The sequence below is a fragment of the Agarivorans sp. QJM3NY_33 genome (assembly GCF_050870865.2).
GTDB lineage: Bacteria > Pseudomonadota > Gammaproteobacteria > Enterobacterales > Celerinatantimonadaceae > Agarivorans.
In genome coordinates this window covers 921,820-941,979 of the sequence record NZ_CP194039.2, presented here as the reverse complement: position 1 = coordinate 941,979, position 20,160 = coordinate 921,820, and the positions used below count along the sequence as shown (strand labels likewise).

At 44.3% G+C, this 20,160-nt stretch carries 19 protein-coding genes; 9 read left to right on the top strand and 10 right to left on the bottom strand.

Features of this window, described 5'->3' with window-relative positions:
• Window positions 1–497 precede the first annotated feature (497 nt).
• Window positions 498–695, top strand: a complete 198-nt coding sequence (locus ACRRSY_RS04220) for a DUF4250 domain-containing protein (protein ID WP_432454413.1) — start codon at window positions 498–500, stop codon at window positions 693–695.
• Here the strand turns inward: ACRRSY_RS04220 and def are convergent.
• The 5 genes from def to metE form a co-directional block, all read right to left on the bottom strand.
• Window positions 688–1,218 (bottom strand): peptide deformylase, encoded by a 531-nt coding sequence (gene def / locus ACRRSY_RS04215; protein WP_432464407.1) that lies wholly within the window; start codon window positions 1,216–1,218, stop codon window positions 688–690. The genes ACRRSY_RS04220 and def overlap by 8 nt on opposite strands.
• The gene (locus tag ACRRSY_RS04210) at window positions 1,219–1,899 is read right to left on the bottom strand and encodes a hypothetical protein (RefSeq protein ID WP_432461001.1); all 681 of its coding nucleotides are present in this window, start codon (window positions 1,897–1,899) and stop codon (window positions 1,219–1,221) included.
• Window positions 1,900–1,952: 53 nt separating this feature from the next.
• A complete protein-coding gene (locus ACRRSY_RS04205; RefSeq protein WP_432464406.1) occupies window positions 1,953–2,657 on the bottom strand; it encodes an HAD family hydrolase in 705 nt (234 codons plus the stop codon).
• Between the two features lie 258 nt (window positions 2,658–2,915).
• Window positions 2,916–4,376, bottom strand: coding sequence for an MATE family efflux transporter (locus ACRRSY_RS04200; RefSeq protein ID WP_432464405.1), 1,461 nt, complete (start codon window positions 4,374–4,376; stop codon window positions 2,916–2,918).
• A 113-nt stretch (window positions 4,377–4,489) separates the two neighbouring features.
• Window positions 4,490–6,757: a 5-methyltetrahydropteroyltriglutamate--homocysteine S-methyltransferase gene (gene metE / locus ACRRSY_RS04195; RefSeq protein WP_432464404.1), complete on the bottom strand. Its 2,268-nt coding sequence runs from the start codon at window positions 6,755–6,757 to the stop codon at window positions 4,490–4,492.
• Window positions 6,758–7,040: 283 nt separating this feature from the next.
• On the opposite strand from metE, the gene ACRRSY_RS04190 reads away from it, so the two are divergent.
• Both ACRRSY_RS04190 and ACRRSY_RS04185 read left to right on the top strand, forming a co-directional pair.
• Window positions 7,041–7,976, top strand: coding sequence for a LysR substrate-binding domain-containing protein (locus ACRRSY_RS04190; protein WP_432464403.1), 936 nt, complete (start codon window positions 7,041–7,043; stop codon window positions 7,974–7,976).
• 93 nt (window positions 7,977–8,069) lie between these two features.
• The gene (locus tag ACRRSY_RS04185) at window positions 8,070–9,119 is read left to right on the top strand and encodes a GGDEF domain-containing protein (RefSeq protein ID WP_432454421.1); all 1,050 of its coding nucleotides are present in this window, start codon (window positions 8,070–8,072) and stop codon (window positions 9,117–9,119) included.
• A gap of 282 nt (window positions 9,120–9,401) precedes the next feature.
• Here the strand turns inward: ACRRSY_RS04185 and ACRRSY_RS04180 are convergent, their stop codons facing one another.
• On the bottom strand, window positions 9,402–9,683 hold the full coding sequence (locus ACRRSY_RS04180; protein ID WP_432460996.1) for a hypothetical protein: 282 nt from the start codon (window positions 9,681–9,683) through the stop codon (window positions 9,402–9,404).
• 307 nt (window positions 9,684–9,990) lie between these two features.
• Here ACRRSY_RS04180 and ACRRSY_RS04175 point away from each other — a divergent pair, with 307 nt between their 5' ends.
• Window positions 9,991–10,953 carry an endonuclease/exonuclease/phosphatase family protein gene (locus ACRRSY_RS04175; RefSeq protein ID WP_432464402.1) on the top strand — a complete coding sequence of 321 codons (963 nt, stop codon included), beginning with the start codon at window positions 9,991–9,993 and terminating at the stop codon, window positions 10,951–10,953.
• Here the strand turns inward: ACRRSY_RS04175 and rarD are convergent.
• Window positions 10,937–11,866: an EamA family transporter RarD gene (gene rarD / locus ACRRSY_RS04170; protein ID WP_432460994.1), complete on the bottom strand. Its 930-nt coding sequence runs from the start codon at window positions 11,864–11,866 to the stop codon at window positions 10,937–10,939. The genes ACRRSY_RS04175 and rarD overlap by 17 nt on opposite strands.
• Before the next feature lie 204 nt (window positions 11,867–12,070).
• Here rarD and ACRRSY_RS04165 point away from each other — a divergent pair, with 204 nt between their 5' ends.
• The gene (locus ACRRSY_RS04165; RefSeq protein WP_432464401.1) at window positions 12,071–12,988 is read left to right on the top strand and encodes an alpha/beta hydrolase; all 918 of its coding nucleotides are present in this window, start codon (window positions 12,071–12,073) and stop codon (window positions 12,986–12,988) included.
• 132 nt (window positions 12,989–13,120) lie between these two features.
• Complete coding sequence (locus ACRRSY_RS04160; protein WP_432464400.1) at window positions 13,121–13,621, top strand: GNAT family N-acetyltransferase; 501 nt, start codon at window positions 13,121–13,123, stop codon at window positions 13,619–13,621.
• Window positions 13,622–13,807: 186 nt separating this feature from the next.
• On the opposite strand, the gene ACRRSY_RS04155 is transcribed toward ACRRSY_RS04160, so the two are convergent.
• Window positions 13,808–14,767, bottom strand: a complete 960-nt coding sequence (locus tag ACRRSY_RS04155; RefSeq protein ID WP_432460991.1) for an aldo/keto reductase — start codon at window positions 14,765–14,767, stop codon at window positions 13,808–13,810.
• 137 nt (window positions 14,768–14,904) lie between these two features.
• Here ACRRSY_RS04155 and ACRRSY_RS04150 point away from each other — a divergent pair, with 137 nt between their 5' ends.
• The 3 genes from ACRRSY_RS04150 to ACRRSY_RS04140 are packed head-to-tail and all read left to right on the top strand — an operon-like array spanning window position 14,905 to window position 17,190.
• Complete coding sequence (locus ACRRSY_RS04150) at window positions 14,905–15,687, top strand: DeoR/GlpR family DNA-binding transcription regulator (RefSeq protein ID WP_432464399.1); 783 nt, start codon at window positions 14,905–14,907, stop codon at window positions 15,685–15,687.
• Window positions 15,677–16,726 (top strand): oxidoreductase, encoded by a 1,050-nt coding sequence (locus tag ACRRSY_RS04145; RefSeq protein ID WP_432464398.1) that lies wholly within the window; start codon window positions 15,677–15,679, stop codon window positions 16,724–16,726. Before ACRRSY_RS04150 ends, ACRRSY_RS04145 begins: the two co-directional genes overlap by 11 nt.
• Complete coding sequence (locus tag ACRRSY_RS04140; RefSeq protein WP_432464397.1) at window positions 16,723–17,190, top strand: heme-degrading domain-containing protein; 468 nt, start codon at window positions 16,723–16,725, stop codon at window positions 17,188–17,190. The genes ACRRSY_RS04145 and ACRRSY_RS04140 overlap by 4 nt, the downstream gene beginning before the upstream one ends.
• Before the next feature lie 421 nt (window positions 17,191–17,611).
• On the opposite strand, the gene ACRRSY_RS04135 is transcribed toward ACRRSY_RS04140, so the two are convergent.
• Window positions 17,612–17,941, bottom strand: a complete 330-nt coding sequence (locus ACRRSY_RS04135) for a hypothetical protein (protein WP_432464396.1) — start codon at window positions 17,939–17,941, stop codon at window positions 17,612–17,614.
• Window positions 17,942–18,793: 852 nt separating this feature from the next.
• The gene (locus tag ACRRSY_RS04130) at window positions 18,794–20,074 is read right to left on the bottom strand and encodes a diguanylate cyclase domain-containing protein (RefSeq protein ID WP_432464395.1); all 1,281 of its coding nucleotides are present in this window, start codon (window positions 20,072–20,074) and stop codon (window positions 18,794–18,796) included.
• Between the last annotated feature and the right edge of the window lie 86 nt (window positions 20,075–20,160).

Sequence of the window (20,160 nt, the reverse complement as noted above, 5' to 3'; positions counted from 1 at the left end):
GGCGTTAAGTAGCGATTGCCCATCCTCATTATTTTAAACCGTTAGTGGTTCATATCAGTAAGACAAGCTAGAGAAACTCCCGCCTATCTTGCTAAATCATAGGAAACAGCACACCAATCACCAACAAGCACCCGCAAAAAGCATTGCCAAGCACTCAAGACCCGCCATCAAGTTCAGTGATCGTGACATGATTTTACTCTATAACTTCCATATCCAAAAAATAAAGCAGCACCAACTGACACAAACACAACAAAAATCGATAAAACACTTGCACATCTAAATGATAATAATTATCATTTAGATGTGCAATTTAATCAGCAAATGCTAATTAAGCGACCAGATCCTGATCGACGGTGCCGTCGCACTTGTTGAACCCAGTGTCCATCGCGTGGCTAATTTCTTCAATAAAAAGCTGATTTGAAACGGGTCGAGGCAGAGACACTTGCTCTTTAACTCGCGATTTAAAGCATAGGTTCAGCCATCAGAGGAAAAGTATAATGTTAGACCAACAACGCATCGAAACAATGGATGTTCACATTTTACTGAGTATCGTGAACATGCAAATTAGAAATGACTTCGGCAGCTTCAGCGAATTGTGTCAGTTTTACGCACTAGACCAAGATAAACTCACCCAACGACTGCAACAGGCGGGTTATGAGTTACGTGCTCAACAGCAGCAATTTATCGTTAGCTAAAGTCTTGCAAATACTGCTGCTCACTGATCAGCAAAGTATCTTCGCTAACGCGATCAACGATGCATAAACCTTGCAGATGGTCATATTCATGCTGAATAATACGTGCCACAAAGCCCTGATAATGCGCCTGTTGCCATTCGCCTTGTAAATCCTGATATTCCAACCAAACGGCTTGCGAGCGGGCTATTTTTGCGCGTTGTCCAGCAACACTTAAACAACCTTCCCAACCCCACTGTTGTTGTTCGCTATATTGCTTGATCTGAGGGTTACACAACACAAACGGTGCTAGCTCCGGCGCATCTGGATAACGTGCATTTGGCGAACTAGCCACAATCATCAACTGCCATGCGCGCCCGACTTGCGGCGCGGCAATCCCTACTCCGTTGGCCTGTATCATGGTAAAACGCAAACGCTCTATCCAATGAAGTTGCTCAGCACTCAGCGGAAAATGCAATGGTTCAGCAACTTGAGACAACATCGGGTTGGGATAGTTGAGTAATGTTAATGGTTCGAGCTGGCTCACTTAAGGCTCCTCTGTTACATCACTGATGCCAGAATAGGCACGATAAGCAAACACTAGAAAAAATACATCCAATAATTGCCCCAACACTTTATTGGCAAAAAACCAAAAGTTGTTGGCATGTTGCGCAACTAACCAGTGATCAATTGCCCATACTGGTAATATGCTAATGCCAGAGACAATAATCACACCAGCTAACAGCGGCCATTTGATCACATCCGTTTGCCGCCAACTATCATTAAGCGATTGCAAAGGAGAGCGTTTATATAAAACACAATTCAAATCGGCAAATAACAAACGACTCGCAAAGATAAGCCCGGGAACAACAAAAAAGTTAAGACCAAGCATCACTAAACTAAAGCTGATCGATACCACCACAAATAGCCTTGGCCAGATACTAAGCGACGCTTGAAAGCATTGAGCAATACTCCAAGGCTGCTGGTTTAGCTGAGCTCGAATATACAAGATACTCGCACCTTGATAGATTGGCTGGCAGAGTAAACCCAAGCAAATAAATATCCAATATTGCAATACCGAAGGGTGTGAAACGTCATACACATAACCACTCTGTAACGCAGAAAATGGAATAGCGAAGGGTAATACCATTGCCGCAAAACTAATAATATGCTGACGATAAAACGCTAAGCTATCAACCAACCAATCCCACAAACTGGCGAATCTCATACAACTCCCTGAACAATTAACAACATCATCTTTGCCTGTGCCTTTATTTAGCGCTAAATGCACTGTTTAAGCTGAGCCAGACAAGCAATTTTCCAATTCACATCCGGATAAGGCCAAGCAACAACTTCAGCGCTATCGGTCCGTTGCAACCAAATGCTGCTCAAACCTGCAGCAAAGGCGGCCTGAGCATCCTTCTCTAGATGATCCCCAATATAACAGCATTGAGCCGCAGGTAAATTTGCTAAGCGCAAAGCATGCTTAAAAATATCAAGTTTAGGCTTGGCTGCCCCCGCCACTTCGGCGGTTAATACAAACTCAAAAAAATCCACTAAACCCGCAGCCTTTACCTTTCGCTGCTGCATCTCTTCGGGGCCGTTGGATATCAGTGCTAAACGCCAACCTTGCTGCTGCAACTCCTTTAGACAGGCGAGAGTATCGGGATAAAGCTGGGTTGATGCGATATATTGCTGCATGAAATACTCAAAAACCTGTTCCGCTTGCGCCGCGCTCAGCTGCGGCTGCTGTAACACTTCCCGGGCACGAGCTTGACGCATTTCTGCAGCGCTCATCTGGCCTTGTAAAAACGCCGGATAATATAATTTTAAGGCCCGTTGCCAATGCTGCAGCGCCTGAGCTTGTTGCTCTGGCCAGTAGTGTTGAAATAAAGCTTCGGCCGCCAAACTGGTAGCGACACCGTCATCAACTAAAGTATCGTCCAAATCAAATAACAACATATTCACCACTGTTTCCCTCCCCACAGATCTTCCTTATATAGCGCTTAGCAAAACCAACTAAGCCAATCCGTTTCAATCAACAGATAAATTAGTATTTTTTATGAATGGCTGAGCTAAAGGATGTTTACTGGCATTCACCACAGAAGTCAACTCTACTGGCTTATCCAATCCAGCAGTTCAAATCCTTCCCGGCGGAAGCGCATTTACCAAAAAAACCAGCCGAAACTGGTTATTGCTAATTCGCAATGCCAAGCAATCATCACGATCACCTCACCAGCCGATTTATTTAGGCGTAGGTGCAGGATCGTTCAATTGATCGACTTCTGCTTCGGCACACATATAAGCACGACTTGAACAAAATGGTGTTAAGGGTACCCGCGGCTCTAGGTTTTGCGCCTCGAGCTGTTGCTTCGCAAGATGTTTATTGGTGACCCGAGTCACGATGTAATAAGCCATCCACAAGCCAAGCAAACCAAATACAATACTCCCCACAGCTTGGCCCGCGAGTACACCTAAAGCACCAAACCACTGCCCACCAAAATAAGCAAAAGGAATCGTCCCAAGACTCGCTTTACCAAAATTGAGCAAGGTTGAAGTACTTGGGTAACCAAGATTATTAAACGCTGCGTTGGCGACAAACATGGCCCCATTAAACACAAAGCTGAAACAAACCCAAGTACAGAAAAAATCAATCACCGAGGCTGCATCACCACTCACGCCAAAGGCCGCAATCAGCAAGTCTTTCGAGCCATACAGCAGCAAAGAGATGGCCAGTACATAAACCACGTTAAACCACAGCGCTTTACTGAGCGCCTCTTTCACTCGAGGGTAGGCATGCGCGCCAAAGTTTTGCCCAACAATTGGACCAATCGCTCCCGACAGAGAGAAAATCATGCCAAAGGCAACTGGCATGATCCGCCCAACCACTGCCCATCCAGCCACATAAGCATCACCAAAGTGAGCAATCGCGGCAGTCACATAAGCATTCCCCATTGGGGTTGCAACATTGGTCATCATCGCAGGCAATGCAACCTTTAAAATGCCGCGTAAATCGTCAATCAAGCCACTAATACGAAAAGCAGAGATTAGCTGATGTTTACTGATCACACCGGACAGAGCCACCCCAGCTACCGCAAAGCGTGCGACAACCGAAGCGATGGCCGCGCCCGGCAAGCCCAAGCCTAAAGCAAAAATGAACAAGGGGTCGAGTAAGGCATTCACCCCACCGCCAGCGAGAGTAGACCACATCGCCCGTTTTGCATCCCCCACCGAGCGCAACGCTGCCCCCGCACTCATCGCCATGCCTAAGATAGGCAAAGAAGGTAATAAAATATGTAAATATTCTACCGCCAAGGCATGGGTACGCGACTTCGCACCAATTAGCGTTAATAATTCGGGGGTAAAGATCCACGCTAAGCCAGCCACCAAGCTACTGATCAAAAAACCCGTTGCCAGCACATTGGTCACTAACTGACGAGCGCGGCTTTTATCCTGTTGGCCAATCGCCTTAGAGACCAGAGCGGTCATAGCGATCGACAAACCAATCGTAAAAGAGGTGGTAAAAAAAGCAATCGTACCAGCGTAACCCACGGCGGCAGCAAGCTCGGCCTCCCCCAACAAGCTAATAAAAAACAGATCGGCTAAATCAACCAAAAATAAGGCCGTTAAACCGATCGCATTAGTGGAGGACATCAACACAATGTGCCGAAAAATATCACCAGAAATAAATTTTGCCTTGGGCATAGATGCTCACTACAGGGATCTTAAACCCTGAGTGTAGGTGCAAAGCCAGCCGAAGTCATTGCTCAAATACCCCCGAATAAACAAGGGTTTTAAGCGATGGCTTTAAGCAAAGCTTAAACTAAGCTGGCGCGTAACTCCTTCGTCGCCTGCACCATGTTTTGCAAAGCTAACTCAGTTTCTTTCCAATTCCGGGTTTTCAAACCACAATCGGGATTCACCCATAAACGTTGCCAAGGGATCCATTTGGCCGCCTTATCAATCAATACCTTCATGTCTGCAACACTCGGAATGTTGGGTGAGTGAATATCATAAACCCCGGGGCCGATCTCATTTGGATAGGCAAAGTGCTCGAAGGCCTGTAATAAACTCATTGCCGAGCGTGAGGTTTCGATAGTAAGCACATCTGCGTCTAAGGCAGCAACCGCCTGCATAATATCGTTGAACTCGCTGTAACACATATGGGTATGAATTTGCGTCTCCGGCTTGGCACTGGCCGCCGATAGTTTAAAAGCGGCCACCGCCCAATCTAAATAAGCAGACCATTGACTGCGTTTTAAAGGCATACCTTCACGGATCGCAGGCTCATCAATTTGAATGATCTGGATCCCCGCTTGTTGTAGGTCGGCCACTTCTTCATTTAAAGCAACAGCAATCTGTTCTGCGATTTGCGCTCTGCTCAGATCTTCACGCGCAAAGCTCCAGGTCAGCATGGTTACTGGACCCGTTAACATGCCTTTTACCGGTTTTTGCGTCAGCGATTGTGCATAGCTTGCCCACGCAACGGTTAGGGGTTTACTGCGCTTAATATCGTCAACAATAATCGCCGGCTTCACACAACGAGAACCATAACTTTGCACCCAAGCAAAACGACTCACCAAGAAGCCATCGAGTAACTCGGCAAAGTATTCCACCATATCGTTGCGTTCAGCTTCGCCATGTACCAATACATCTAAACCAAGCCTCTCTTGACGCTTGATCGCCTCCCGGATGTGCTCGGCGATGGCCGCCTGATAGTCTGTTGGACTTAGCAAACCAGCCTTAAACTCACGCCGCTGGCGACGAATTTCGGTGGTCTGAGGGAATGAGCCGATAGTAGTCGTGGGCAGCGCAGGTAAGGCTAAACTTTGCTGCTGAATAACTTGGCGCTGGGCAAAGCTTTGCCCACGCTCTCGCTGTAACAAGGAGAATTGCTGAATTTGCTGTTGTAGTTCTCCCTCAGTTGCAAGGCTTTGCGCCTGCACCGCAGCGCTATATTGCTGAGCTTTAAGCTGAGCCGCTGCATCCCCATCAATCACGGCAGCCAAGCATTGCAATTCCTCTAACTTTTGCTCGGCAAAGGCCAAGCGAGGCTTTGCTTCGGCTAACTCGGTTTCAGCATTCAAATCAATCGGACTATGCAACAGCGAACAGGAGCTGGCCAACCATAAACGCTCCCCCAATTGTTGCTTGGCCGCTGCCAAGCGCTCAGCTAAGACGGGTAAGTTGGCTCGCCATACATTACGACCATTGATCACGCCAGCCGACAATACCCAGTTCTCGGGAAAATCACTCAATATTGGTTCAAGCTGTTCAGCGCTAGCACTTAAGTCGAGATGTAAACCATCTACCGCCAGCTGCTTAATCAGCCCTGTATTACTTAAGATATCGTCAAAATAACTAGTTAATAATAAGTTACAGGGACTTAAACGGCTGTTGTAGGCCTGCAATAAAGCATCTTGCCACTGCGCTTCTAATTCTAAACCTAAGATAGGCTCGTCTAGCTGCACCCATTCAACCCCCAGCGCGGCGATACCTTGCAAGATCTGCTGATAGACCTGGATTAATTTCGGTAGCAAAGTGACCCGCTCGAATGGCTCACTGCAGGCTACATCATTGCGCCCCAAATATAGATAGGACACCGGCCCTAGTAACACAGGTTTCACTTTATGACCTAAAGCCAAGGCTTCTTTAATTTCGTCAAATAATTGTGACCATTGCAAACTAAACTCACTATTGGCAGAAAACTCCGGCACAATATAGTGATAATTGGTATTAAACCACTTACTCATGTCCGATGCTGCATGGTTGCACCCGCAACCTTGTTGACCACGGGCAATAGCAAACATCGTGTCTAAATTTAGTTCAGCAGAGCGATGGCGCTGTGGTAGATTCCCTAATAATAAGGAAGTATTCAACACTTGGTCATACCAAGCAAAATCACCAACGGTCACCCAAGCTTGACCACTGTCTCGCTGAGCTTGCCAATTTTGTTGGCGGATCTGCCGCCCCACTTCCAGTAACTGCTGTTGCGAAGATTCCCCCCGCCAATATGCCTCTAAGGCAAACTTCAACTGACGCTGTTTACCAATACGGGGGTAACCCAAAATATGTGTGATAGTCATAAACCAATCCTTTTAGCCGTCTAGATGTATACAGCTCCATACTGGCAAGCGAAGCCGCCAATTACAATTGCAAAGTATTCAAACAAAAATGAATTAAATTCAATTTAGAAAGCATAAAATGGAAGTTAGGACTACGTATACAGCCATGATTTAACATCAAGAGCATTTAAAATGAATTTAATTCAATTTAAGGAAACTAAAATCGCCGCTAACTATACAAGCAAAGTCCAAGCTCCTAAGCTTGCGACTTAATCGCTAATAGCACTGGTACTCTGTTGAACTTATGTTAGAAATTAAACACTTACGTAGCCTACAAGCCCTTGCCAGCAGCCCTTCGATGAAAAGCGCCGCAGCCAAACTATTTGTTAGTGAATCGGCTCTCTCTCATCAACTCAAGGGTTTGGAACAAAAGCTTGGCGTCCACTTACTACTTAGGAAAAGACAAGCGATACAATTAACCGAACCCGGCAAGCAAGTGCTGGCGCTCGCCGAACAGGTTTTGCCCCTTATAGGCCAGCTAGAACAAACATTAATTAGCGGCAACCAGCATTCAAGCAGGCTCAACATCAGCGTTGATTGCCATGCTTGTTTCCAATGGTTATTACCAAGCCTGCAACAATTTAAACAAGCTTGGCCAGAGGTTGTAAGTAACCTTTGCCAAGACCTAAACTACGATGGGTTGCCGCTATTACAGCAAGGCGAAACTGATTTATTGCTGACCTCTCAAGTTTCACCGCAGGAGGACATCCACTACCAACCTCTATTCGAATATGAAATGGTCATCATTTGCCCATTAACTCATCCACTCAGCAGTAAAACTGAGCTTAGCGCCGCTGATCTCTGTCCACATACACTAATCAGTTACCCAGTAAATCCGCAACGTTTAGACATATACAACTTCGTTTTAACGCCCGAGAATCTTCAGATGAAACACCGTAAACACGCCGATAATCCAGCGATGTTAGTGCAAATGGTAGCCGCTGACATGGGCATTGCCGCGATGCCTTATTGGGCCGTTGATCACTATGTAAAACAACGGTTAATATGTGCCCTGCCATTGCAGCAAGCCTTATGGCGACCAATGTACGCAGCTTACCCATTAAGCCTGAGAAACGCCCCAGCCTTACAAGCATTTTTACAATTATTACAACAGCAAACCTGCAAATTATTACCGAGTATCAGAACGGTGAGGGTAATGTCAAAAAAATATAATCAATAATTTGACTAAAGTGACAAGTTAAGTTTACAGTTAGAAGGTAGTATGGTTATTCAGTAAGGATTAACCAACAACCAAGAAGGGACCGTTAACCTGATGTTATCTCAATGGGCTCCCGCGAATTTTCCAGAAAAGAAAATAAGTCTAATGATGCACGTGGCAGGGCTGTTTCCCTGCGTGTATTTTTCTGTCCATCATATTTTCTATAATAACTTTTTGTTTGGGATCATCATTCTCCCTTGCATGTCTACTCTGCTGGCATCGGTTTACTTAATGCTCACTCGGCCCAACTCTCAAGATTATAAAGTCGCCGATTTCTGGTTTCTATTATTAGCGATTCCACCAGTACTGCTGGCCTTAATTCTTCCCGAAATGCATGGTGAGTTTTTTGTTCCGCCATTAATTCTAGCTTGCTTTGTTCGCCTGCCCTTAAAACTGGCCGAGCGTCTCGTTATGGCGCTCAGTCTCGCAGCTATTGGATTAAGCTTTCAGCACTTGGGCAGCCATATCGCCCAGCGCTTTAGCCTTAGCGTAATCGTGTCACATTTTTTTGCTTGGGGTTTAGCTCGGTTACTAATGAAACAAAACACCGAATTAAAAGAACTCGCCTTTAAGGATACCCTGACTCGCTGCTATAACCGCCGCGCCCTATACGAGGAACTACTAGTCGCAAAACAACACTACAAACATAACAATGTTGTCAGTAGTATCATCATGTTAGATATCGATTTCTTTAAACAAGTGAATGATCAACATGGCCATAATGTTGGGGATAAAGTTTTGGTTTGGTTTGCCACTTATTTACAAAACAATGTACGAGTCAGCGATCAAGTATTTCGCTTTGGCGGAGAAGAATTTCTAATTCTTTTGCCAAACACAGATTTTAGCCAAGCCTACCACGTCAGTGAACAGCTGCTACAACAACTCGCCCAGCCCTCTGCTCCACCGAATCAACAAACCATTAGTTTTAGTGCTGGCGTAGCCAGCGTAATAGCCAGCGAAAGCATTGACGACTGGTTAGAACGCGCCGACCAAGCGATGTATTTAGCAAAACAAGCCGGACGCAAGCACACCTGGCCGAGGCATATAAAGACACCTAACGAAACCAAGCCATTCACCGAATGCTCGACCATTAAAACGATATAGCTGTCGAAGGACAATCGCTAGTTACGGTGGCTGTCTAGTTATCTGCTTATCTAGTTATCTGTTTATCTGGCCGCAAGATTAGGTTCCACTTCGAATGGAAGGCTTGCCAGCCCAATCAGGCATCAAGGCTAGAGTGAAGATCATCACCAAGCAATACCAAGTATTTTAGGATGGCTGATATATAGAAAGATGGCCTAAGCGAGTTGACTGGTCATCACAAACAATGACCAATAGGGCTAAAGTGAAGAAAAGTTTGAAGAAGATGGTCGAGCAGTCACTGGCTTATTTCGTAAGGCTTTCTTGCTCGCTCCGCCATAAGCGAGTTCCGCAAGCTAAACAGACATTTTCACGCCGATAATCCATGAGGCTATCCACGCCATACTCCCAAATTTGCTCACTATGACAATGGAAACACTGAGCACCAGTCGCTAAAGCTGTCTCTGGATGACTTGACAGATACTCATCATACGAAGGTAAATCCATCCATTCTCGCTCACTGGAACTTCGACGGAATAGAAATAAAGCCAAAGCTCCAAGAAAAATCAGCAGCAGCTCGAACACCATATTGATCTAGCCTTATCAGTCGTGGCTCTTAAACATAGAGCGTTTCATCACCGGAACACATAATTAGCAAGTAAGTTGAAAGATATTCACTTAGTTAACCCTCGAAATCAACTTGATTCGTAAAAATCATCAGACTAAAAGCAATATATGGAGCAAACCAATTTACAACTTATTTACATATTAGAGTGTAGGCTGTAGCTTAGTTAAAGTTGATTAAATTAAAATTTCATCAACGCCATTAAATCAAAGCCAAACTCCGCATGATCACGATGGCACCTTTTGTTTGTTTAAGGATGAACCGCTAACAATGAGCTTATTACTGAAGTATTTCTCAATCACCCTGTCGTTATTCAGTTTACTACTCGCCACACTCATCATGACACTCGGCTATTGGCCAGAGACGACCTTTAGTATCTCTCTTAGTTATTTATTATTATTTTCACCACGGTGGTGGCTGCTCATCCTCAGTTTATTACCACTATTCGTGCTAAAACAGTTATCCAAATGGCAATATTTGAGCTGGGCACTCTGCGCAGTGATATTCTTTCAATTTCAAGATATTCAGCTGCATTGGCCATCCGAGCGACGCGGTGAGATGAGTATCCTCACATTAAACAGCGGCGGCGGGGCCAATGCCGCAGAGATCCAAAATTTAGTCGAACAATATCAACCCGACGTTGTGTTTATGCAAGAATCAAATTTGGCCCTGCTCGAAAAAGTATTTGATGCGCGTTGGTATCGACACTGTGATAGCTTGTGTACGGCAAGCCGAACCCCCCTTGAGCATCAGGGCAGCATATCGCGCAGCACCTTTGGCGGCTGGGGAAACTTTGCGGTATTTTACCAAACTACGATAAATGACCAAGTCGTCCACCTCGCGAACATTCATTTAGAAACACCACGTTCAACGATCACTAGCTTGCTGCATCGCAACGTGGATAAGAACGCTTTTGCTGATTTACACTTCGCCCGCAACATGGAGACTTCACTAGTGGGATCATGGGCCAAGCAACATCGCGATTTCATTATCGCTGGTGATTTTAATATGACGGTTCAAGAAAAACTTTATCAAAAATATTTATCGACTTATCAGAACGCAATCGACACCGCTGGTAGTGGCATTAATTACAGCAAATATACCACTTGGCATGGAACCCGGATCGACCACATTTTAGCCTCGGATGAATTTTCTATTCAATCCGCCAAAGCACTGGCTGCCGTTGGCGGGGATCATCATCCAATATTAGCTAGTTTTACTTATAGGCCTTAATCGATATACGACCTTGCAAACTACGCTTCCCCCCATCGAAGGCTAACAACAGCAAGGCCAAAACGATCAAAATATAGGTTGGCCATTGCTCCGGCGACAGCCGCTCTCCCAATAGCCAACCAACAGCAAATACCAATAGCGGCTCTAAATACCCCATTAAACCAAACAAGCTTAGCGGCAAACGGTTAGAAGCCGCTAAAAATAGCAGCATTGGAATTGTACCCGCGATCCCCAAACCCAAATAATAAATCCAAGGGTAATCGACAAATAGCGTTAAGCTGGTTTCCGCAGACCAAACCGGGGGCAGATTAAAACACAAATAAGCAATGGCCAGAGGCAACAACAATAAGTTATCAATAGAGAAGGCAATATGACCCGGCAACGCATATTTACGACGTAACATAAAATATAGCGGATAACCAAACGCCACCAACAACATCACCCAAGACAAGCCTTCCGCGAGCAGGTAAGCATAAGCAACCCCGCCGCCAGCCAGACTCACCGCAGCCCACTGCATTGAGTTTAAGTTTTCCTGATAAACAAAACGCCCGACCAATACCAAAATTATAGGTAACGAAAAATAGCCGAGCGCAACAGCCAAGGTTTGACCGTTAGCCGGAGCCCAAATAAACACCCAGAACTGCATGCCAACAAGCAATGCAGATGCCCACAAACGAGGCCATGTTCGCCAATCGAGGAGCAGCCTCACTAAGCTTGGCAGCTGACCCGTAAAGCTGAGCAACAGCAGCATAAGACCACTACTCCATAGAATTCGTTGCGCAGCTAACCAATTTCCACTATGAGCTTCAAGTGGAAAAAAATGAATATACCAAGGCAAAAAAGCAAACAGACAGGATGCCAATGCAGAGCAGGCCAAGCCAAGATATAGTTGCGAAGAGGGGCGTCCATTCACCAGAATTACAGCTCAATAATCAAACATGGACACCGATTAAGCAGTAAATATCGGCCTACCGCAAGCATTTTAGTCAACATCAAACTATCGCTGCCTTGGTAAAGTATCGCTTAAGTTAAACGCCTTGAGACTGTATATATATACAGCCTTATTGATAGGCGCTATAATTGGCCCTCTTAAATAGTCGCTTCATGGGAGGTTACGGTGTTAAATCAAATTGAACCAGGGATCAGAGCGTTAGTCGAAGCGTTCATCCAATCAGACAAGCCAAATCCGTCAACTCTGCCGATTAGCCAGAGACGACAAGGATATATCGAAAGCACGGTATTAGCTGGCGATGGTCCAGAAATGTATCAGGAGTTTGTTGACCAGCTTGACCAAATAACCCTTAAGGTATTTAAACCCTCCAATGAGGCCTCGCTCCCCATTACACTTTACTTTCACGGGGGGTGCTTCATCAGTGGTGGTTTTAATACTCACCAGCAACAACTCCGGCAATTAGCTCAGCTCTCTAACAGTATTGTAGTGTGTGTCCAGTATCGACTAGCTCCCGAACATTGTTATCCGGCAGCTCATGATGACGCCTATCAGGCTGCACAACTCATTCGTCTGCACGCTCAAAAATACGGCGGAGATCCAAAGCGGATCGTCTTTGTTGGCGATAGTGCTGGCGCTCACTTGGTTTTAGTGACCAGCTTAAGACTAAAAACGCAGGCCGATTGGTTGCCAACTCAGCAAATTCTTCTATACCCCATGCTTGATGCTTATGGGCAATCAGCAAGCTACCAACAATATGGAACAGACTTTGTGATTACAGCAGCCATGTTGTTGTCTGGATTTGAACTTTATTTGGGCAATTCTGGGGTCACAAAAAATCACCCTGAAATATCGCCTTTGCTACGCGAAGATCTCTCAGGTTTGCCGCCAACGTCTATTGTGACGGCAGAATTCGATCCCCTAAGAGATGAAGGGGAGCAGCTCTATAAAAAACTTGTCGCCAATGGCGTCGAAGCCTACTGCGAACGCTATTTAGGGGTCATTCACGGTTTCTTTCAACTGTCGGCTGTTAGCTCATCGGCTCGCAAATGCCTTGAAAACGTCGCCAGCCAAATCGCCCGTTAAACCGGTACAAGTTCTCGGCAAATTCGAATCAGCGCTAAGGCGCTGATATCTGTATTTTTATGTGCTTTTGATTGTCTTCAATGACGGTTTAGCATTTAATCATCAATAGACTATCGATACTGAATCGGAACGATGATGAAGATTGTACTTGCCGAAGTTAGACCTGAAGATCAGGCCGCCATTTTACAACTAGGTGAATCGGTAAACGAGGCAAATGTTGTGCCCTACTTAAATCCACAAGGGCAGCAAGAAATGCGTATTGCACGCGTCAAGGATATCACTCAAGCAAGCGATCCCAAGATTTATTGCAGCCTCAAGGCCTTAGTGGACCAGCGCTTAGTTGGCTATATTGCATGGCGACATGGCAATTACATTGCTCAGCTCTATGTGAGATCAGAATACCAAGGTTATGGAATTGGCAGACGCCTAGTGGAGGGCATGTTAGCGCGCTGTTCAGCCGAGTCAATTCAACTCAAAGCCTCGGTGAACGCTTTGGGTTTCTATGAAAAATTAGGATTTAAGCCTCTCTCCACAGAGCAAAGTCGTAATGGTATACGTTTTGTACCAATGGAATTAAAACTCAACCCAGAGACCCCCCTCCCCCATTCAAAACGAAAAGCTGACGACAGATGAACACTCTTTTCTCTTAGGCCACAGCTTATTGAATCGAACAGAAAATCGAAAATAGGACAACCATCTAAAGCACTCATTTATTTATATTCGAGTGACAGCTCAAGCCATTAATAAATAAGAACTAGGATGGATGTCCATTTGTTTTAATTTACTTTTCCTTTATTTGTGATTCAAATTGAACAGCAACTAATCATATATTGGGTGTAACGTATTAAATGCCGAAAGACAAAACTCCCCCGGATCGTTGAAACGTCGATTCTGATTAAGGGCTGATATAGCCGCCATTTCTTGCTCTGATAATTCAAAATCAAATAGCGCAATGTTTTCTTTAAGTCGTTCCAATTTGCTACTTTTAGGAATAATTGTACATCCGCGTTGAATGTTCCAACGCAATACCACTTGCGCAGGCGTTTTTCTTAAACGTTTTGCAGCAGCTTGAACCACATGTTGTTCTAATACCGTTTCATTTTCACCTGCCATACCTAATTCTAAATATGACAAAGCGCCTAAAGGGGAAAAAGCGACCACATCTATATTGTAATTTTTACACATCGAAATTAAGCGTTGCTGCGTATTATAAGGATGCGATTCAATTTGCAACACCGAGGGTTTAATCCGAGAATAGCTCATTAGGTCATGTATTAATGCCGAATTATAATTACAAACCCCAATCTCTTTGACTCGTTTCTCATCAACAAGTTTTTCCATTGCTTGCCAAGTTTGCTGAAGCGAGACAGCTGCAAGACTCATCGTTGGAGATTCATCATCGGTGTTAAATAACCATCCTGGTGGATATCGTTCAGCAAAAGGTATAAAAGTTTGTGCAATGGGGAAATGAATTAAATATAAATCAAGGTAATCCAGACCCAAATCTTCCAGCGATTTCTCTAATGCAGGTTTTACATGCTCCGGGGCATGGTAGGTATTCCATAGCTTAGAGGTAACCCATAGCTCTTCACGCGTGCATAAGCCATCTTTAAGAGCCATTGCTATACCTTGCCCAACCTCTTTTTCATTACCGTAATCACAAGCGCTATCTAAATGTCGGTAACCGGCAGCGATCGCGTCATAGACCGTTTGGGCACAATCCTTGATGGCAATTTTCCATAGTCCTAAACCAACTTTTGGCATCGTTGAAGTAAACATAACACCTCCTTAGAAATTAATTCACCATAACAAATAAGCAATACTAAGTAAAACTGAATTAAAAGCTTAAATTTACTTACAATTTAGTGTGAAAATTTGTTACCGTACGTAATTATAAGGCATATAAAGAGAATGTAATGACTCAAGACGAACGCCTACTCGCACAACATGCATTACTGTTAAAGGCTAAAAAACTAACGACAGAACAGATCTGTCTGCACTTCAACATATCTCGAGACTCCGCTAGACGCGATTTAATCAAACTTGGTGAGTTGGCAGATGTGCAACGTATTCGAGGAGGAGCAATATTAGTTCCTGTGCAAGAAAGCACATTACCTTACCTGCAACGTGAACAATTGAGCGACCGTAAACTGGCAATTGGCGAAGCCGCCGCACATTTAGTGAATGAAAATGATTTTATTATTGTCGATAGTGGAACAAGTTTAACGGCGATGGCGACATATTTAACCAACCCAGCAACGGTGGTCACCAATTCTATCGATTGTTTAGCGGTACTCGCGGATAAAGAAAGTATTCATGTTCAACTATTAGGTGGAAAACTAAATCACTACCACAGGGCAATTTTAGGACCCAAGGCCGTTAAGCAACTATTAGAATATCAAGTTAATAAGGTATTTTTAGGGGTATGCGCACTGTCTGAATCTGGCTTATCAACCTCGAGTGAAGATGAAGCAGATATCAAAAAAGCGATGATTCAGCAGGCACAACAGTTGATCTTAGTTTGCGACAGTAAAAAATTTGAACAGCAGAATTTCCACCATATTTGTGGTTTAGATAAAGTCGATATGGTCATCACCGATCAGCCTCCCGGCCAAAACTTACTCAGCGCCTTTGAAAAACAGGGAATAGAACTTCTGGTCGTTAATCAGACAAGCAAAGGGAATAACAATGAACAATAAAATAAATACCCGTGTGATTAAAACGGCGATCGTTGGCTATGGCTTCTCGGCAAAAACCTTCCATCTTCCTTTTATCGATACTCGACCCGAATTCGAAGTCTCGGCAATTAGCAGCAGTCAACGCAATATAGTTCAACAGGAGTGGCCGCATGCGGAGCATTATTTTACCGCGGAAGAGATGTTGCAAAATAGTGAAGCCCAGTTAGTGATTATTACAGCTCCGAATGATGTGCATTTCTCACTGGCTAAATTGGCATTGGAAAATAATAAACATGTTCTATTAGAAAAACCCTTTGTAACTAAAATCGAGGATGGTGAGACTTTGATCCGTTTAGCAGAAGAGAAAAATCTGCTATTAAGTGTTTACCACAATCGCCGTTGGGATGGTGATTTTCTAACTATAAAAAAATTGATTGCAGAAAACAAACTGGGTCATATCAAACATTTTGAATCCCACTTTGATCGTTTTAGACCAAACGTTCGCCAACGCTGGCGAGAACAAAGCCAAGACGGCGGCGGCATATTATTCGATTTAGGCCCCCATTTAATTGATCAGACTTTACAACTATTCGGCTTACCAGAAGCAGTAACAGCGCAGTGCAAAGTAATGCGAGAAGGCTCGACTAATATCGATTATTTTAACTTAACCCTGCATTACCCAGACAAACTTGCGCGATTAAACGCCTCATTATTTTCTGCAGGTCCCAACTTACGTTTCAATGTTCAAGGGGATCGAGGGAATTACATTAAATTAGGTTTGGATCCACAGGAAGAGAGATTAAAAGCAGGTGTACTGCCTAATACAAGGGACTGGGGTAAGGAAAACCAAGACCAATGCGGCCGTTTATACTTTGAAGCATCATCCCAAGCAGAGGTAACCGAGTGTGGCGATTACCAACACTTTTACCAGCAACTGGCCGATGCGATTCGTAATGGAACGCCGCCTCCGGTATCCGCAGAAGATGCATTGTGGAATATTCGACTGATTGAATTGGCAATGGAAAGTAGTCGTTTAGGTAAAACAATGAAGGTTGAATGATGAGTACCGATAATATATTGCCTGATTTATTACTTCAGGAAAGCGAACTGCAATTTGAACGATTTAATAATCAAACTGCATGGCAGTTAGGTTGCAAATTGAAAGAGCTCGCTGAAGCAAAAAATGTTCTTATTGCCATTGAAGTATATGCCTTTAACCAGAATTTATTCAGTTATGCGATGCATGGCACCCAGCTGGATAATCAACATTGGATAAAACGAAAACGACAAACTGTTTTGCGATTTGGTCACAGCTCATACTATGTTGGTCAATACAACCAAGCTAAAAATAGAGCCTTTGAACAGCAGGCACATATTAATGCATATGAATATTGCGCGCATGGTGGAGCATTTCCACTTAGGATAAAAGATTGTGGTTTGGTTGGTGTCGTAACTGTCTCTGGCCTCCCAGAAGAAGAGGATCATCAAATGGTCATTGATGCTCTCACAGGTTTAGTTAAGTAGTTAAACCCTAGGATATACGAATTTATTATAGTGATGGCAAGACTAAAAATGGAAGGATTTCTCCCATTAGCCGTATCTGAACAGCTCACCGTCGTGAATTGGCAGAGCAATCTAGTCATCTGCTGTCTCTATTTAAATTCACACGCAACGGAATATTTTTCTTATTCAAATCAGCGTTGCAAAGTGAGCCATTGGCTCAGTTAGGGCAGCCTTTCATTCATAGAGTTACGATGGGTGTCTAGCTATCTTTTAAGGCGTAACGCCGTTCACCCAGCCTTAGCCAAACTCGCCTTGTGAAAAGTAACAAGGCCTTGGCCCCGCCAACATCAATACCGTTATTTACTATAGAAGGGAGCATCGGGCTTGTTCAACACCCGAATAAGGTGGCGGCTACGCGACACCTATTCTTATTTGTAGGTGTTCAGCCCGCAAGCCATAAACTTACCATTAGTGATAACCAAGTTAAACCGTACATTATAAAGCTCGGATTTTTCGACTTTATATTGAGGTGTATAAAAAGAAGTGTAAACGCCACTCCAATTACACCTGAGAGAAAGCCATTGATATGAGAGCTTTCAACACTCCCAAATACTTTTATAGGAACTAATACAATGACACAAAAAATAGCTAAATATATTGTTGATTTCACTATTTGATCTCTAAGAAGATCGTCAGGATCAACTAACGCGTTCTTTTTTGAACGGAATAGCTCTTTCATAATTTGAACAATTTCTCTATCAGCTTCTGTCATATTATCGAGTACACCTAACGCTAAGTAGGCCGCACGTGCGGTCTATCCCATTCAATGAGCGCGCGTCCTATCACAAAAAACATGATCTTCATCACGTTCGCTCATCAATTTATGATTTGATATTAACCCATTGTCTACCTTAGTTTTTTACTCGGAATCAATCAATTAAATAAACTAGACACCCATTCTAAAAACAAAAACCTTTCATACTCTCGATAGCCAAGATTACGCTTTTAAATCCCATCATCTTCGCCGAGTAGCGCAAATGAACAAGGGAGCAAAGTTGAAGTCTGTTTGAGCGTAGCGAGTTACTTCAACGCCCTTGAGAATGAGCAACGCAGGGTTTAAGAAGATGCAGGGCGAGCTTTCTTTTTGCTTCGTTTTTCTTTGCTCGTCAAAGAAAAATGACGTCGCCGTAGGCGAAAGCTTTTACCCCGTTGCTAACACAGAACGGGGCGTGCGACGTGAAGTCGTATGAAGCGCTGTTCACCGCTTAACGAACGATAAAGTAGACACCCATTCTAAAAACAAAAACCTTTCATACTCTCGATAGCCAAGATTACGCTTTTAAATCCCATCATCTTCGCCGAGTAGCGCAAATGAACAAGGGAGCAAAGTTGAAGTCTGTTTGAGCGTAGCGAGTTGCGCAGGTGCTTGGCACTGAGCCAGCAAGGATAAAGATAATGCAGGGCAACCTTTGTTTTGGCTTCGCTAAGCTTGGGCCGTTAAAGCGTAATAACCTCGCCGCGAGGCGAAATTCTCGAATAAGAATGGTAAGTCTGCATACGGTCCTTCGTTATATTTACCCCCTAGCAATCATCAAACAGCAATTCTAAGTATCAAAATAAAACATTAGGCAAAATAATAGCTATTTTTACCCCTTCGTTTCGCAACATACATCGATTCGTCGGCCGCTTTAATTAAGCACTCAAGGTCGTTGCCGTGCTCAGGATAAAAAGCAATGCCAATGCTTGCGCCAATCTCCGCCTGACCATTGTTTAAGGCATAAGGCTTGGCAAGTGTTTCAATTATTTTACTGGCCACCTTGGCTGCTTGTTGTTCGGTATGGCTATCCATTTGCACAATAATGAACTCATCACCGCCTAGCCGAGCGATAAAATCTGATTTACGCAAGCTCAACTTCAAGCGCTCGGCCACAGCTTTTAACACTTCATCACCTGCATCATGACCATAGGTATCATTAACGGTTTTAAAATCATCCAGATCAATGAACATTAAAGTTAAACGCTGCTTCACTCGGGCCGCTTGATGGATCAACAACGCGACATTTTCCTGCATTAGATGTAACGACGAAAGCCCGGTAAGCGCATCGTAATGCGCCATTTGTCGAAGCTGCTCCTGTGCTTCTTCGGCAACTGTCAATGCCAGATGCAACTCGGTAATATCGTATTCAACGACCAGTAATAAAAAATCCCCACTGAGCGGGTGACGAGTGATGCGTATATCTAAAGTATGGGTGCGTTTTCCCTGGCTGGTATTCATCACATATTCCCAGCGCCCACCTTGCTCTTTTAATGCCTGCTCACGACAACGTTCACCTTCTTTGGGATCAGCAAAGCGCGCCGCGAAAGTAGACCCGTCGTTGACGATTTCACTATGATTGAGGTGTTTATAAGCTTCTGTCGCCGCGGGATTTTCGATCACCACCTCACCAGCCTGGGTAAAACTGGTGACCAGCACCGTGGTATAACGCATTGCTTCAACCAGTAGTAAGTTTTCTGGCTCAGCCCCCAGGTCGACCTCTTCGTTAATAAAAGCAATAATGGCGCGATGTTTGTCCGGGCCGACTAATACCGCGCGATGCATCATATGTAAGGTTTTAGGTTTACCGTTGGGATAAGTTGTCCACGGATCAACGGTTAAGCCATTTTTTGCCGCTAATTCAAAAGTTTGGGCAGTACGTTCTCGGGCACCTTGAGTATCCCCCGACAAATCTTTGGCAATCAGTTGGCCAAGGTTTTCCAGGCCCCAAAAACGGACCGCCGCCGAGTTCCCCCACCACCAACCGTGCTTATCCAGATCAAATATCCAAACAACGTTAGGAATAAGTTCGTATAGAGGCAACTCGTCATGAGAGCGGATATGAGGTAAGTGACTATATTTTTCGTTCATCGATATTCACAATGTCCAGGTTGAGACGACTGAATAATGTTGCTTAAAACGAATGAGCTTGTGACTCCTTCATTCTAACTCGAGTT